11 protein-coding genes are annotated in these 15,802 nt (G+C 65.5%); 4 read left to right on the plus strand and 7 right to left on the minus strand.

Annotated elements, in window-relative coordinates:
* Positions 1-144: 144 nt before the first annotated feature.
* The 6 genes from AACH55_RS14650 to AACH55_RS14675 all read right to left on the minus strand — a co-directional run bounded on the left by AACH55_RS14650 (position 145) and on the right by AACH55_RS14675 (position 7,925).
* A complete protein-coding gene (locus tag AACH55_RS14650; protein WP_338715316.1) occupies positions 145-960 on the minus strand; it encodes an alpha/beta hydrolase in 816 nt (271 codons plus the stop codon).
* A 115-nt stretch (positions 961-1,075) separates the two neighbouring features.
* Positions 1,076-3,574: a DNA internalization-related competence protein ComEC/Rec2 gene (locus AACH55_RS14655; RefSeq protein WP_338715318.1), complete on the minus strand. Its 2,499-nt coding sequence runs from the start codon at positions 3,572-3,574 to the stop codon at positions 1,076-1,078.
* Positions 3,574-4,380 carry a TatD family hydrolase gene (locus AACH55_RS14660; RefSeq protein WP_338715319.1) on the minus strand — a complete coding sequence of 269 codons (807 nt, stop codon included), beginning with the start codon at positions 4,378-4,380 and terminating at the stop codon, positions 3,574-3,576. The genes AACH55_RS14655 and AACH55_RS14660 overlap by 1 nt, the downstream gene beginning before the upstream one ends.
* 292 nt (positions 4,381-4,672) lie before the next feature.
* Positions 4,673-5,845: an acetylornithine deacetylase gene (gene argE / locus AACH55_RS14665; protein WP_338715320.1), complete on the minus strand. Its 1,173-nt coding sequence runs from the start codon at positions 5,843-5,845 to the stop codon at positions 4,673-4,675.
* A 105-nt stretch (positions 5,846-5,950) separates the two neighbouring features.
* Complete coding sequence (gene lolD, locus AACH55_RS14670; RefSeq protein WP_338715321.1) at positions 5,951-6,667, minus strand: lipoprotein-releasing ABC transporter ATP-binding protein LolD; 717 nt, start codon at positions 6,665-6,667, stop codon at positions 5,951-5,953.
* The gene (locus AACH55_RS14675) at positions 6,660-7,925 is read right to left on the minus strand and encodes a lipoprotein-releasing ABC transporter permease subunit (RefSeq protein WP_338715322.1); all 1,266 of its coding nucleotides are present in this window, start codon (positions 7,923-7,925) and stop codon (positions 6,660-6,662) included. Before AACH55_RS14675 ends, lolD begins: the two co-directional genes overlap by 8 nt.
* A gap of 329 nt (positions 7,926-8,254) precedes the next feature.
* On the opposite strand from AACH55_RS14675, the gene AACH55_RS14680 reads away from it, so the two are divergent.
* From AACH55_RS14680 to AACH55_RS14695, 4 genes are all read left to right on the plus strand, one after another.
* Entirely contained in the window at positions 8,255-10,378 is a 2,124-nt protein-coding gene (locus AACH55_RS14680; protein ID WP_338715323.1) for an ATP-dependent helicase, read from the plus strand.
* Between the two features lie 71 nt (positions 10,379-10,449).
* A complete protein-coding gene (locus AACH55_RS14685) occupies positions 10,450-11,481 on the plus strand; it encodes a hypothetical protein (RefSeq protein ID WP_338715324.1) in 1,032 nt (343 codons plus the stop codon).
* Positions 11,478-13,172 (plus strand): single-stranded-DNA-specific exonuclease RecJ, encoded by a 1,695-nt coding sequence (recJ, locus tag AACH55_RS14690; RefSeq protein WP_338715325.1) that lies wholly within the window; start codon positions 11,478-11,480, stop codon positions 13,170-13,172. Before AACH55_RS14685 ends, recJ begins: the two co-directional genes overlap by 4 nt.
* Before the next feature lie 199 nt (positions 13,173-13,371).
* The gene (locus tag AACH55_RS14695) at positions 13,372-15,054 is read left to right on the plus strand and encodes a diguanylate cyclase (protein ID WP_338715326.1); all 1,683 of its coding nucleotides are present in this window, start codon (positions 13,372-13,374) and stop codon (positions 15,052-15,054) included.
* Here AACH55_RS14695 and AACH55_RS14700 read toward each other — a convergent pair.
* Positions 14,996-15,727, minus strand: coding sequence for a hypothetical protein (locus tag AACH55_RS14700; RefSeq protein WP_338715327.1), 732 nt, complete (start codon positions 15,725-15,727; stop codon positions 14,996-14,998). The two genes, AACH55_RS14695 and AACH55_RS14700, sit on opposite strands and share 59 nt — an antisense overlap.
* Positions 15,728-15,802 lie beyond the last annotated feature (75 nt).

Consider the following 15,802-nt stretch of genomic DNA (forward strand, 5'->3'; position numbering starts at 1 on the left):
CGGGAAATTCAAATTATACCCCAAAATGCGCTCGTTTTTTAAGACTCCCTGCGATAAGTATCTGTACGTCGACAAACTTGCAGCAGGAAAACATGCACGTTCCGGGCGCCTGCCTCTTGACCACCGGGCAAGAAGATTGGTTCATCAAGGCTTCTGCGCCCTGCCCTGCAACAGCTGCACGATCATGTCGTGCGTGGCCTGGGCCGCCTCCACGGGCGACTCCATCGGGAACAGGTGACCGCCCGCAATCTGGCGGAAATGCGGGCCGACCAGGCGCCGGGTGGCCTCCAGTCCGGCCATGCGGCACTCCACCGAATCGCGGCCACCAACGAAGCCCACCGGCAAGGGATAAGGCTGGCGTACCAGGCGACCCAGATGATGGGGAATGGTGCGATAGACCTGGGTTTCGGTCTCGCGCGAGAAGCGCAGGCGCACCCCGCCCCCGGGCTGCGCCACCAAACCATGCTGCACGTAGTCACGCAATACCTGCTGCGGCCAGGCCGCGAACAGGGCCTTGGCCGCGTAGTGCTGGTAAGCCGCCTCCATGTCGGGCCAGGTGTCCCGGCGGCGCGCCGAGGCCACCGAGGGTGAATGGCGGCTTTCAATCTTGAGCAGCTTGAGCACCCGCAAAACATGGGCACGCCAGCCCGCCACGATGGGCGAATCCAGCAGCACCACGCAACGCACCAGCGCCGGACGCTTGCGCGCAGCCATCAGCGCCAGGATGCCGCCCATGGAATGGCCGACCAGGATCACCGGCGCCGTATAACTGCGCTCCAGTTCCTCGCGCAGTTCGCGGGCCAGCGTGCGCCAGCCGTCGTCGACCGGAAAGCGCGGATTGTGAGCGTGGATGGGCAAGGCGCGCACATCGTAATGGGCGCGCAACTGTTCGAAGAACATGCCGTAAGTCCCCGCCGGATAACTGTTGGCGTGGGCGAAATGAAGAATGGGAAGGCTCATGGACAGGCACAGGCTAGGCAATGGCGGCAGCATAGCAAAACGGCCAGCGCCGCGAGCGTGCTATTTTCCCGCATTGCGAAATGTGTGTCCGGGCCGCGCTGCAGCGGCCCTCCCCTCAATGCCCGTACCAGTAACGGGCGTGCTGCTTGCGGTATTGCTCCACCTGTAACTGGTCCCCCATCGTCAGGGTCAGTGCGCCGGTCTCGTCGGTGCGCAGGCGGCGGATGCCCAGGCGGCCGTAACGTTCATATACTTCTGGCTTGGGGTGATTGAAACGGTTGCGATAGCCCACCTGGAAAATCGCCAGCTCCGGCCGGACTGCCCGCAGGAAGGGCTCGGTGGACGAGGTGCCGCTACCGTGATGCGGCGCCAGCAATACGGTAGAGGGCAGGCGCTCGGCCAGCGGACCGTTGACCAGTTCATCCTCCTGGACCGCCTCGATATCGCCCGCCAGCAGGATCGACTGTCGGCCGATCTGCACCTTCAGCACGCAACTGAGGGCATTCGGACGCCATTTGTCACTGTCGTAGCTGGCGGCCTGCGGGTGCAGGACCGTGAAACCGATACCATCCCAGTTCCAGGATTGCCCGGCCTGGCAGCGTGTATGTTCGGGCGCGGAACGCAGGATGGGGCTGTCCGGGGCCAGCGAGGAATAGACGCTCTGCACCGGCAGTTGCTTGAACAGCGACAAGGCGCCACCGGAATGGTCGTTGTCATTGTGCGAGATCACCACGCGATCCAGACGATCGATGCCGCGGGCGCGCAGGTAAGGCAGGATCACCCGGGTGGCCCCGTCCGAGTCGGGGGTGTAATAGGGGCCGGTGTCGTAGAGCAGGCGATGGCCGGGCGTTTCCACCAGCACGGCCATGCCCTGGCCGACGTCGAACGCGGTCACGCGCATGCTGCCCTCGGCCGGTGCCACCGGCGCATTGAGCAGCAGCGGCAGCCAGCCGAACAGGCCCAGCCAGCGCACCGGCCAGCCGCGTGGCGCCAGCACCAGCAAGGTGCCGCCCAGGGCCAGGGCGAACATCCAGGCGCTGGGCAGCGGCGTTTCCCAGACGGCCCAGGGCATGTCACTCAAGGTTTGCAGGAAGTCAGCCAGCCATGCCAGCAACTGATGCGGCACCTGCAGGACGAATTGCGCCAGCACCGCCGGCAAGATGCTACCCAGCAGGGCCAGCGGCGTGATCACCAGCGAGACCAGCGGAATGGCGAGCGCATTGGCAATCGGGCTGACCAGGGAATACTGCCCGAACAGCAGCACCGTCAGCGGCACCAGCCCCAGCGTCACCACATATTGGGCGTAGCCGGCCTCCTTGATCCGCTGCAGCAGCGCCGGCCACCAATGCTTGCGCGAGGCCGCCGCCGCCATGGCCTGCGGTGGCTGCATGCGCCCCACCGAGCCATACAGCAACAACGCCACCGCCCCGAAGGACAGCCAGAAGCCCGGCCACAGCACAGCCCACGGATCCAGCAGCAGGACCAGCCCCAGCGCCAGGCACTGCACCACCGAGACGCGCACGATGCGGCCGCGCCAGAACGCGATGCCGACCACGATCAGCATATAAAGCGTGCGCTGGGCCGGCACCCCGAAGCCGGCCAGCAAGACATAGAGCAAAGCCGCCAGCATGCCCACGATCACCGCCACCTTCTGGGCCGGCAGGCGCAGCGGCAATTGCGCGCCCGTGAAGAAGGAACGCCGCCACAGCCAGCTCGCCAGACCGCCGCACAGCGCCGCCAGCATGGTGATGTGCAGGCCCGAGATGGCCATCAGGTGGCCGACACCGGTGCGGTTGAAGACGGTCCAGTCGGCCTGATTGATGCCGCGCTGGTCGCCCATGACCAGGGCTGCGACGACACCGGCATACGGCGCCCCCGGCAAAGCGGCATAGATACGGTCGCGCAGCCAGCCGCGTGCACTATCGATCACATGTGAAGGTGTCCATACGAAGGCATCGACGCGCCGGTTGAGCGCCGTCTCCGCCGTCTCCGGCGCCCCCGCCGCAGCCGGGCGGCCGACCACGTAGCCGGTGGCGCGCACGTCATCCTGCAGCAGCCACAATTCATAGTCGAAACCATCGGGATTGGCATTGCCATGCGGACGCTTGAGCCGCACCTGCAGCCGCCAGCGCTCGCCGGGCCGCAGATCGGGCACCGCCAGCCGGGGCGGGGCCGCCTGTTCGCCATCTTCGGAGGGCATCTGGTAACGCTGGCTGCCGTACCAGGACAGCGCCAGCCGGGGCGGCACAGGTGGTTTCACGCCGCCCTGCACCACCACCTGCTCGACGTCGAAGCGGAAGCGCACTCCCTGCTCGTTGTGCACGGGCAGATCGGCGACCGTGCCAATGACGGTGATGTCGCGCCCTTCCCAGGCGCTCGGCAATTCCTGGTCAAGATAATAGAGCGCAAAGGCGGCCGCCCACAGGAAACCTAGCCAGGCGCCGCAGGTCAGCAGCGAAGGCACGCGCAGCAGGGGCTGCCAGAACTTCCAGGCGGTGAAGGCCAGCAACGCGGAAAACACCAGCCCGACCGCCCCCCATTCCATACCCGGCAACTGCCCCTGCACCTGCAGCAAGCCCACGCCGATGGCAAAACCAATGATCAGCGCGCGCATCAGAGGGCCAGTCCCGCATGGGCCAGGCGCGGCAGCGCGGCCTGGGCATTGGCCGTGGTGGCGGCAGCGATGTCGTGCAGCGGCAACTGGCGCAGCCCGGCCAGTACCTCGCCGATGCGCGGGATCTGGTCAGGCGTGTTGATCCCCGGATGGCGCCAGGCCGGCGCAATGTCGGGCGCATCGGTCTCCAGCACGATGCAAGACAAGGGCAATTCCGTCGCCAGGCGCCGGATCTGCAGTGAGCGCGGGAAAGTCATGGCGCCCCCGAAGCCCAGATGCAGACCCAGCCCGACGAAGGTACGCGCCTGCTGGTCACTGCCATTGAAAGCGTGGGCGATGCCGCCCGGCACACGGATGCGGCGCAGGTACTTGAGGATGACGTCCTGCGAGCGCCGCACGTGCAGCAGCACCGGCAGGTCAAAGTCGCGCGCCAGCTTGAGCTGTTCGGCAAAGAAGAATTCCTGCTTCTCGCGCAGCGGGGTTTCCTTCAGGGCGGGCACGAAGAAATCCAGGCCGATCTCGCCGATGCCCACGAAAAGCGGATCGGCCAGCGCGTCGGCAATGGCCGTGCGCAGCAGTTCAAGGTCGGATTCCTGGGCCGTGGGGACGTACAGCGGATGAATGCCCAGCGCATAGACGGCATTGCCGGCCTCGCGCGCCAGCCGGCCGACTTCCTGGAAATTGGCCCGGGCGATGGCCGGGATGACGATGGCACGCACCCCCGCCTGCGCGGCCTCGGCGGCCACGGCGGCGGAACGGGCGCCGAATTCTCCGGCATCGAGATGGCAATGCGTATCAACCCACATGGACTGGCTGGCTTGGCGAAAATCGGAAAGACCAGCGCATTGCGCGCCAGTTCCGGATGACGACACACGCAATGGGAGTCGCTACCCGGCACGATCCGGCTCGCCTCCCCCGAAGCGTCTTGTTATTTGTACAGCGTATCCTGTTCGTGCAGGATATAGAAACGGGAGTGTACCGTTTAACACCCTCTTTCAGGAATTAACAATCGTAAAGAATCCTCATCAAAGGCGTGGATGCAAAAAAGGACGCGATCACTCGCGCCCTCTTCATTTCCTTCCTCTCCGCCCGGCGCGATCAGGCCGCCTGCAGCGACTTGCCCAGCTTGCGCAGGAACTGCTCGCAGCGCTCCATCTGCGACAAGCTGACGAACTCGTTGGGCTTGTGGGCGTTGCCGATATCGCCGGGGCCGCAGACGATGGTCGGAATGCCGATCTGCTGGAACAGCCCCGCTTCGGTGCCATAGGCCACCTTGCGGGTTTCGCGGTCGCCCGTGAGCGCGCGCACCAGCTCGGTGATGGCCGCCTGTTCGACCGCTTCCAGCGCCGGGCTGCCGGCGAAGTTGTCGATCTCCACGCGGGCGTCCGGGAATTCGCTGCGCATCCTGGGCAACAGCACCTCGGCAATGTATTTGTCGATCTGCGCCTGGATGTCGGCCACGCTCATGCCGGGCAAGTTGCGGAATTCGTAAGTAAATTCACATAGCTCGGGAATGGTGTTGACCGCGATGCCGCCACGGATCTGATTGGTGGTCATGGTGCTGAAAGGCACATCGAAGAATTGGTCATATGGGCCGTTAGCCTTGTAACCATCGGCGAAATCGCGGATGGCGCAGATCAGGCGCGCGGCGTGCTCGATGGCGTTGCAGCCCTGCGGGGTCAGCGAAGAGTGGGCCGACTTGCCGTGCACCTTGCAGGCAAACACGTTGATACCCTTGTGCGCCACCACCACGTTCATGCTGGTGGGCTCACCCACCACGCAGCCATCGACCTTGATGCCGCGCTTGACGATTTCTTCCAGCATCACGGGCGCGCCGATGCAGCCGATTTCTTCATCATAGGAGAACGCCAGGTGAATCGGCTTGACGCGTGGCATGGCCAGGAATTCCGGCACCAAGGCCAGCGAAGTGGCGATGAAACCCTTCATGTCGCAGGTACCACGGCCGTACAGGCTGCCATCCTTCTCGGTCAGCTTGAAGGGATCGGTGTCCCATTTCTGGCCATCCACCGGCACCACGTCGGTGTGGCCCGAGAGCACGATGCCGCCCTCGGTGCTGCCGGCATTGGGGCCGGCGGTGGCGGGCAAGGTGGCGAACAGGTTGGCCTTGGTCTGCTCCTTGTTGTGCGCCAGCCAGGAGGAGATGCCCTGCTTTTCCAGGCTGTCACGCACGGTCGTGATCAGTTCCAGGTTGGAATTGCGGCTGGTGGTATCGAAGGCGACCAGGGTCTCTAGCCATTGGCGGGTGTTCATTGTGTTGCTCCAGTGTCCATCTGTTCAGATATTCATATCGTCAAAAGCACACCGCCGTCTTGCATGAAGACGGCGGCGTCAGGGCGTTAGCTTACCCGGATTGCCTCAAGGCTGCTGAGCGGCCACCTTCAGGCCCTGGTCGGACAAGCGCAGCACACGTGCACAGCGGCCCGCCAGTTCGATGTCGTGGGTGACGATGACGAAGGCCGTGCCCAGCGTGCGCGAGAGTTCGATCATCAGTTCGAAGGTGCGATCGGCCGTGCTGCGGTCCAGATTGCCGGTCGGCTCATCGGCCAGCACGCAGGCCGGACGCGTCACCAGCGCGCGCGCCAGGGCCACCCGCTGGCGCTCGCCCCCGGAAAGCTCACCCGGCACGTGCGTCACGCGCTGCGCCAGACCGACCTTCTCCAGCATCTCGCGCGCCTGCTCCTGCGCTTCGGCCCGCTTGACGCGGCGGATCATCAGCGGCATGGCCACGTTGTCCAGGGCCGAGAATTCCGGCAGCAGATGATGGAACTGGTAGACGAAGCCCAGCGACTGGTTGCGCAGCGTGCCCCGCTCGCTCTCGCCCAGGCTGGCGAAATCCTTGCCCAGCAGGCTGACGGTGCCGGTACTGGGGGTATCGAGCCCGCCCAGCAGGTGCAGCAGGGTCGACTTGCCGGAGCCCGAGGCGCCGACGATGGCGACCTGCTCGCCGTGGTAGACGTCGATGTCGACATTGCCCAATACCTTCACTGAATATTTACCCTGAGTGAAGGTCTTGCCGAGGCCGCGCGACGACAGCACGGCCTGGCGGTTCTTGATCGGATCGGGATTATTCATAGCGCAGCGCCTCCGCCGGTTTGACGCGGGCGGCAGCCCAGCTCGGATACAGCGTGGCCAGGAAAGCCAGCACCACGGCCACGCCGCCGATGGTGTAGACATCCGACCAGATCAGCTCGGAAGGCAATTCAGAAATCACATAGATACTCTTGGGCAGGAACTGCACATGGAAGGCGTGCTCGATGGCCGGCACCAGCACATCGATGTTGAGCGCCACCAAGACTCCCAGGCCGACGCCGATGGCCGTGCCGATCAGCCCCACCAGCGCCCCCTGGATCACGAAGATCTTCATGATGGACGCAGGCGAAGCACCCAGCGTGCGCAGGATGGCGATGTCAGCCTGCTTGTCGGTCACCGTCATGACCAGCGTGGACACCAGGTTGAAGGCCGCCACCGCAATGATGAGGGTGAGGATGATGAACATCATGCGTTTTTCGGTCTTCACCGCCGCGAACCAGTTGCTGTTCTGCTGCGACCAGTCGCGCAGGTAGAGGTCGCCCGTCAGGGTGCGTGCCAGCTGCTGGGTCACTTCCGGCGCCTGCAGCATGTCGCGGATGCGCAGGCGCACGCCGGTCGGGGCATCCATGCGGAACAGGGTTTCGGCATCCTGAAGATGGATGAAGGCCAGGGTGGAATCGAATTCATAATGGCCGGCCTCGAAGATGCCGGTCACGGTGAATTGCTTCAGCCGCGGCAGCACGCCGGCCGGGGTCACCTGCCCTTGCGGCACGATCACCGTCACCTTGTCGCCCAGTCCCACGCGCATGCCGCGCGCCAGCTCGCCGCCGATGACGATGTTGAATTCGCCGGGCTTGAGCGAATCGAAGCTGCCCTGCTTGACCTGCTTGGCCACATCCGAGACCTTGGGCTCTTCCTCGGGCAGCACGCCGCGCACCAGCACGCCGCGCAGGTTGTCGTCGCGCGTCATCATGGCCTGGCCCGCCACGTAGGGCGCCGCGCCCAGCACTTCAGGGTTCTGGAAGGTCTGCCTGGCCACGGCCTGCCAGTCCTTCATGGAACCGGAGGCATCGAACACCTCGATGTGGGCCAGCACGGAGAGCATGCGGTCCCGCACTTCCTTCTGGAAACCGTTCATGACCGACAGCACCACGATGAGCGCAGCCACGCCCAGCGCGATGCCGGCCATGGAAATGAGGGAAATGAAGGAAATGAAACTGTTGCGGCCGCTGCGCTTGCCGGCCCGCGTATAGCGGATGCCGACCAGCCATTCGAACGGCAGGTTTTTAATCAGACTCAAAATTGCTCCGGGAGAGGGCCTGCACAATGTGCCGCCAGTGACCTCGCGCCCCCGTTGCAGGAACGCAATCCTCTGGCCGCACGCCAACACGGGCGAAGACAAAGCGCGAAGTTTGCCACAGTTTGGCGCCCCGGCCCATCCCTGGCCGGGCCCCCATGCTCGCGCTTGCCCCGTCGATTGCTCGCCGTGATGCAGATAGATTCACTTCCACGGCAGAGGTTCGCATCCGCACGCTTCATATAAAGCATGCGTGAGCTGTTGCGGCGAAAACTGTTTATATATACAGTATCCGCTTGCTCCCCCATTGCCCCTATGAATTTCCCTGCACCATGCCCTCCGAACTGACCCAGGACGCGCCCGACACCTGCAGCCCTCCCGCTGCCGAGCGCGATCCGTTCGCGCGCCTGAACGCCCGGCAGCGCGAAGCCGTCGATCACGGCAGCAAGCTGCCCCCGGCGCAACAGCCGCCGCTGCTGATCGTGGCCGGGGCCGGTTCGGGCAAGACCAATACCCTGGCGCACCGGGTGGCGCGGCTGATCCTGGACGGCGCCGACCCGCAGCGCATCCTGCTGCTGACCTTCTCGCGCCGGGCCGCCGCCGACATGGGCCGCCGTGTGGAACAAGTGATCCGCCAGGTGCTGGGCCTGGGCGCCGCCGATGCCCCGCCGCAACTGCCGTGGTCGGGCACCTTCCACGCCATCGGCGCGCGCCTGTTGCGGGAATACGCGGCCGTCATCGGATTGGAAGAAGACTTCACCATCCAGGATCGCGGCGATTCGGAAGACCTGATCGGACTGCTGCGCCATGAGATGGGGCTGTCGGCCACCGACAAACGCTTTCCGCTGAAGGCCACCTGTCTGTCCATTTATTCACGTGCGGTCAATACCCGGCACGATCTGGGCACGGTGCTGCAGACCCAGTTCCCCTGGTGCCGCGAATGGGAAAGGCTGCTGGGCGAGCTGTTCAGCCGCTACGTCGAGGCCAAGGAAGCCCAGCACGTGCTGGATTACGATGACCTGCTGCTGTTCTGGGCCGACATGCTGTCCCACCCCGAGATCGCGCAGTCGGTGGGGGCGCGCTTCGACCATGTGCTGGTGGATGAATACCAGGACACCAACCGCCTGCAAGCCGAGATCCTGCAAAGAATGAAACCCGATGGCGCCGGCGTGACGGCCGTGGGCGACGATGCCCAGTCCATCTATTCCTTCCGCGGCGCCACGGTGCGCAACATCCTCGACTTCCCCGAGCTGTTCACGCAGCCGGCGCGGCTGTTGACGCTGGAACAGAACTACCGCTCCACGCAGCCCATCCTGCAGGCTTCCAATGCGGTCATCTCCGATGCGCCGGAGCGCCACGTCAAGCAGCTCTGGAGCGACAAGCCTTCCTCGCAGAAGCCGCAACTGGTCGTGATCCCGGATGAGGGCGAACAGGCGCGCTGGGTGGCCAACCGCATCCTGGCGCATCGTGAAGAAGGGCTCACCCTGAAATCCCAGGCGGTGCTGTTTCGTACCGCCACCCACAGCGCGGCGCTGGAACTGGAGCTGGTCCGGCGCAACATCCCCTTCGTGAAGTTCGGCGGCCTCAAGTTCCTGGAAAGCACGCACGTCAAGGACCTGCTGTCGCTGCTGCGCCTGGCGCACAATCCCAGCGGCCGCATGGCCGGCTTCCGGGCGCTGCAATTGATTCCCGGCGTCGGTCCGGCGACCGCCAGGAAAGTGCTGGACCTGATGGCCGCGGCCAGCGACCCGGCCGATGCGCTGCTGAACTTCGGTGCGCCTTCCGCCATCGCCCTGCAATGGCAGGCCTTTGCCGACACCTATGCCCTGATGCGCCGAGCCAGCGCCGCCTGGCCGACCGACATCCAGGCCGCACGCGACTGGTATCTGCCGCAACTGGAGCAACGCTACGAAGATGCCGATGCCCGCGCCGCCGACATCGAGCAACTGACCGCGCTGGCCAATGGCTACGCCTCGCGCGAGAAATTCCTCACCGAACTGACGCTGGACCCGCCCGAGGCCAGCAGCGACTTCTCCGCCCCGCCCTACCGCGACGAGGATTACCTGACGCTCTCCACCATCCACTCCGCCAAGGGCCAGGAATGGCGTTCGGTGCATGTCCTGAACGTGGTCGATGGCTGCATCCCGTCCGATCTGGCCACCGGCAGCGAGGCCGAGATCGCCGAAGAGCGGCGGCTGCTGTACGTGGCCATGACGCGCGCCAAGGAGTATCTGCATCTGGTGGTGCCGCAGCGCTTCTACATCACCCAGCAGACCGCGCAGGGCGACCGCCACGTCAACGGCATCCGCAGCCGCTTCATCACGCCGCGCATGCTGCCTTTCTTCGACGACAGCCTGTGGCTCTCGGCCGAGGTCAACGGCGCCCGCACGCCCATGCCGGACAGCGTGCGCATGCTGGTGCGACAGCGCGCCAAAACCGCCTGGAACAAGCAATGACACTGCCTTGAAGTGAAGCTTTGTGCAGGCGACGGGGCCAAGCGGCGCGCCAGCCGCTAAAATAGCGCCCCATGAATCAACTCGACATCCTCATTCCGTTCGCCCTGCCCCCGGCCGAGCTGGCGCGCGACCTGCTGCGCCAGTGCCAGGCGCCGGCCCTGGCCATGCTGCTGGGCCGGGGCAAGGCCGCGCCGCGCCAGTCGCATGATCCGTTTTCACGCGCCCTGCCGCATGAACACTGGCTGGCCCAGCGCTTCGGCCTGCCCGCTGCGCCGCAGGATTCCAGCCCTGCCGCGGCCAGTGCGCTGATGCAACGCCTGGGCCACGCGCCTGCAGCCGGTCACTGGTTCGTGCTCCACCCCGCGCACATCCACGTGGCACGCGACCATCTGGTGCTGACCGACATCGGCCAGCTGCAACTGGAAGAGGACGAATCGCGCCGCCTGTTCGCCGCCGCCCTGCCGCTCTTTACCGAGATCGGTCATGAACTGGTCTATGGCGACGCCCGCACCTGGTTCATCCGGGCCGATGCCTGGGCGGGGCTGCGCACCTCCACGCCTTCGGCGGCCAGCGGACGCAATGTCGACATCTGGATGCCGGAAGGTCCGGGCGAGCTGGCCTGGCGCAAGCTGCAAAATGAGGTGCAGATGCAGTGGTTCGCCGAGTCCCTCAACGAACAGCGCGAAATGCGCGGCCAGAAGGCCATCAATTCGATCTGGATCTGGGGCGGCGCCAACGCCGCCACGCTGGCCCAGGACCGCTATGCCGCCCGCTTCGGCCTGCGCGGCTGGCTGCGCGCCTTCGGCGAAGAAACCAAGGAGGGTGGTGCGGCCCAGATCGTGCAAACCGGCGGCCATCGCCTGCTGGTGCTCGATGCTCTGGCCGAAGCCGCGCTCGCCGAGGAATGGGGCCTGTGGCTGCAACATCTGGAACACCTGGACCGCGACTGGCTGGCGCCCTTGCTGGTGTCGCTGCGGGCGGGCGCGCTGGAGTCGCTGAACCTGATCCTGACCGGCGCGGACCGCAGTCAGGAAGTCGCCATCACGCGCGGCGCACTGCGGCGTTTCTGGCGCAAACCTTCACTGTCGGGGCTGTCGGCATGATTCGCGTGACCACCCGTGCCTATGACATCGCCCAGGCGGAACAACTCATTGCCGAAGGCGTGCATCCGGTGCTGGCGCGCGTCTATGCGGCGCGCGGCCTGTCCACCGCGCGTGAGCTGGCCAGCGAACTCAATGCCCTGATCGCCCCGTCCGGCCTGCTGCACATCGATGCCGCCGCCAGCTACCTGGCCGATGCCATCGCCGCGCGCAAGAAACTGGTCATCGTCGCCGACTATGACTGCGACGGCGCCACCGCCTGCGCGGTCGGCCTGCGCGGACTGCGCCTGTTGGGGGCGCAGGTGGACTACATCGTGCCCAATCGCTTCGAGTACGGTTATGGCCTCACGCCCGAGATCGTCGAACTGACCGTGCGCGAGAAGCATCCCGACATCATCGTCACCGTCGACAACGGCATCGCCAGCATCGATGGGGTGGCCGAGGCCAAGCGGCGCGGCATCGACGTGGTGGTGACCGACCACCACCTGCCGGGCGACGCCCTGCCGGACGCCCGGGTGATCGTCAATCCCAACCAGCCGCAGTGCGGCTTCCCCAGCAAGAACCTGGCGGGCGTGGGGGTGATGTTCTACGTCTTGCTGGCCTTGCGCGCCGAGATGCGCAAGCGCGGCCTCTTCGACGCCCAGACCCAGCCGCGCCTGGACAGCCTGCTCGATCTGGTGGCGCTGGGCACGGTGGCCGACGTGGTGAAACTGGACGCCAACAACCGCATCCTGGTGGCACAGGGCTTGAAGCGCATGCGCAGCGGCAAGATGCATCCCGGCATTGCCGCCCTGTTCCGCGCGGCCGGCCGCGAGGCGCGCCGGGCCACGCCCTTCGACCTCGGTTTCGCCGTCGGCCCGCGCCTGAACGCGGCCGGCCGCCTGGCCGACATGTCGCTGGGCATCGAATGCCTGACCACCGACGACGAAGGCCGCGCCTGGGCCATCGCCCAGCAACTGGACGCCATCAACCGCGAACGGCGCGACATCGAAGCCGGCATGCAGGATACCGCCCTGCTGCTGCTGGACGACTTCAACCCGGCCGACCGCCGCACCATCGCGGTCTTCGATCCCTCCTGGCACCAGGGCGTGATCGGCATCGTGGCCTCGCGCCTGAAGGACAAGTTCTACCGTCCCACGATCACCTTCGCGCCGGGCGATGAAGGGTTCATCAAGGGGTCGGGCCGCTCGATTGCGGGCTTCCACCTGCGCGATGCGCTGGACCTGGTATCCAAGCATGCGCCCTCGGTGATGACCAAGTTCGGCGGCCATGCCATGGCGGCCGGGCTGACCATCCATGCCGAGGCCTTCGATGCCTTTTCACAGGCCTTCGAAGCAGTCGGCCGCGACTGGCTGACGCAAAACCAGCTGGAGCGCGTCATCGAAACCGATGGCGAACTGGAAGAGAGTTACTACTCCGTGGAATTCATCAGCCTGATGGACCAGCAAGTGTGGGGTCAGGGCTTCGCACCGCCGGTCTTCTGCGACCATTTCCGCGTGCTCAGCCAGCGCATCCTCAAGGACAAGCACCTCAAGCTGCAACTGGAAAAAGGCGGCCGCAAGTACGACGCCATCTGGTTCGGCCATACCGATGCCCTGCCCGACCATGCCCAGGTGGCCTTCCGGCTGGATGCCAATGAGTACAACGGCAAGACCACCGTGCAACTGATGGTGGAACACGCCGAACCCGCCTGATCCTGACGACACGCTGACACGCACACCTGGCCGCGCAAGCCGCGCCAGGCGCGGATCGCAGACTGACAACAGTGTACAAAAAAGGCTGCCAGGCGCTTGGTTGCAATGGCACAATGTCGGACCGGGACGACTTTCGGCCAGCGTTGAGGGAAGCTGGCTACGCGGGCGCTCCCGCCATAACAACAACATCAAACCCCGAATGAAGATCAAGCGCTTCAATTGCAGCCTGGTGACCCGGCTCGTCCTGTTCGGCCTCGCGCTGATCGTGGGCAGTGCGGTGCTGCGCTATTACCTGCTGGTGGGCTTCCTGGAAAAAGAACAGGCCCAGGTCACCGCCGACCAGCAAAGCACCATCGCCACCTACCTGGCCGAGGACATCGGCTACCGTCTGCAGGAGCGCGTTCATTATCTGGAAGGCTTGTCGCGGCACCTTCCCCAGGGCCTGCAGGAAGACCCGGCGGCGGCACGCGGCTGGCTGGAAGGCCATCAGCAACTGCTGCCCTTGTTCGGGCAAGGCCTCTTCATCGCCGACCTCCATGGCCGCATCGTGGTGGACCACCCCACCCTCAACGGGGGTCGTGCCCTGTCACTGACCCGGTACGCCGACTTCGAGCGGGCGCTGCAGGGTGACACCGTGATCTGCCCGCCTCTGGCCAATCCGGTTTCCGGCAAACCCGTCATCGCCATGCTGACCCCGCTGCGCAACGCCGCAGGCCAGATCGTCGGCGTGATGGGCGGCAGCCACGAACTGAACGCGCCGGGCCTGCTCGATCACCTGCAGCGGGCGCGGCGGGAACCCACCGGCAGCTTCTTGCTCATTGCGCCGGCGCAGCGGATGGTCATCGCCTCCAGCGACGAGGCCTTGCAGTTGACGCTGCTGCCCCCTGCCGGCCAGGATCCGTTGATGGACCAGGCCCTGCAAGGTTTCCGTGGCAATGGCGTGGGCCGGGCGGCCAATGGCGTCAACGAGATCAAGGCGTTCGCCTCGGTACCGGACACCGACTGGATGGTCGCCGTGAGCTTGCCGCTGGCGGCGGCCGTGCCCAAAGCCGAGAGTACGCGCGCCCTGATCGGACGCGGTGGCCTGATCCAGTCGGTGATCATCCTGGCGCTGGTGCTGGGGGCGTATTTCTGGTTCTTCCGTCCCTTGCACCGCGCCGCCGACCTGGCCCGCCGCATGACGCGCGGCGAGCTGCCGCTGTCGCCGCTGCCGGTGGAGCGGCGCGATGAAGTCGGACATCTGACCATGGCCTTCAATGGCTTGCTGTCGCGGCTGAAGATGCATCAGGCCGAACTGCAGCACCAGGCCCATCATGACGTGCTCACCGGCCTGCCCAACCGCATGATGCTGGCCGAGCGCATGCAAGCCGCACTGACCCACGCCTGCCGCGAACGCAATGGCGTGGCGCTGCTGTTCCTGGACCTGGACGGCTTCAAGCCCATCAACGACACCCTCGGCCACAAGGCCGGCGACCAGGTGCTGCAGGAAGTCACGCGGCGCCTGCGCCAGGTGGCGCGCCACGGCGACACCCTGGCGCGGGTGGGCGGAGACGAATTCGTGCTGCTCGTCACCGACCTCGGCCGGCCCTTTGAAACTGGCGCCCAGGTGCTGGCCGAAAAATGCATCAGGGTGGTGTCCGAGCCGCTACACCTGCCTCAGGGCGTATTCCAGCTAGGGGTGTCGGTTGGCATTGCCGTCTGTGACGGCAGTTGTGATGCCGACAGCCTCCTGCAAGCGGCCGACAAGGCCATGTACGCCGCCAAGGGCAACGGGCGCGGCTGCTACGTGATTGCCCCGGCGCGGCCGGCAGCGGCAGAAGAACTCAGCGCACCGGCAGAAACTGCAGGAACGAGCCGCCCAGCAGGTTCTGCACATAACTGATGCCGGCGCGCCGATAGCGCTCGGTCATGAATTCGGCCATCAGGTCCAGGCGGCCGACGATCTTGCCGAATTCACGTTCAAAACTCAGATTGCGCGCCTCGTTGCCGATCTCGTCGGACAACAGCAGGGGCGCGCCCGCAGCATTGCGCCGGCTGGCCAGAATCCAGGCGGCAATTTCCACGTTGCGCGCGGCATTGTAGAGATGCTGGGCATCGAGCCCGTCGACCAGGAAGAATTCGATCTTGTTGCCGTGCGCAACGATGATCATATCGGCAGTGGCATCGATGAAGGCGGCTACCCGGTCACCCTTGAACTCCGCCGACAAGGCCAGGGTCATGGCCTGGATGTCGCGCTTGCCTTGCAACTCGGGCCAGGCCTGGCGCTCTTCGATGGCCTGGCGCACTTTCTTTTCTGCCTCTTCGCGGCTAGGGGCGGTCTTTTTCCATTCGGCCGGATTGCGCCGGTACAGCTTGGACATCAACAGATACAGGCTATCCAGGTTGGCCCGCATGGCCAGGGTGGCCACGCGGTTGCTGTCCGATTGCCCCATCTCGCGTGAACTGGCCGGGGCGCCCTTGACCTCGCCATGCGGCGCGGGAGTACTGGCGCATGCGGCCAGAAGGGTGGCACACAGCAGCGAGAGCAGCAGGGAGGAAAGCGGCTTTCTGTTCATCGGCGGGCGGGACGGAACGAACTCCTAGGACTGATCCTGGCAGAATGTGTTCCGTCCACCCGCCTTCAGGGTGAA

It is taken from the genome of Herbaspirillum sp. DW155, assembly GCF_037076565.1.
Classification (GTDB): domain Bacteria; phylum Pseudomonadota; class Gammaproteobacteria; order Burkholderiales; family Burkholderiaceae_D; genus Herbaspirillum.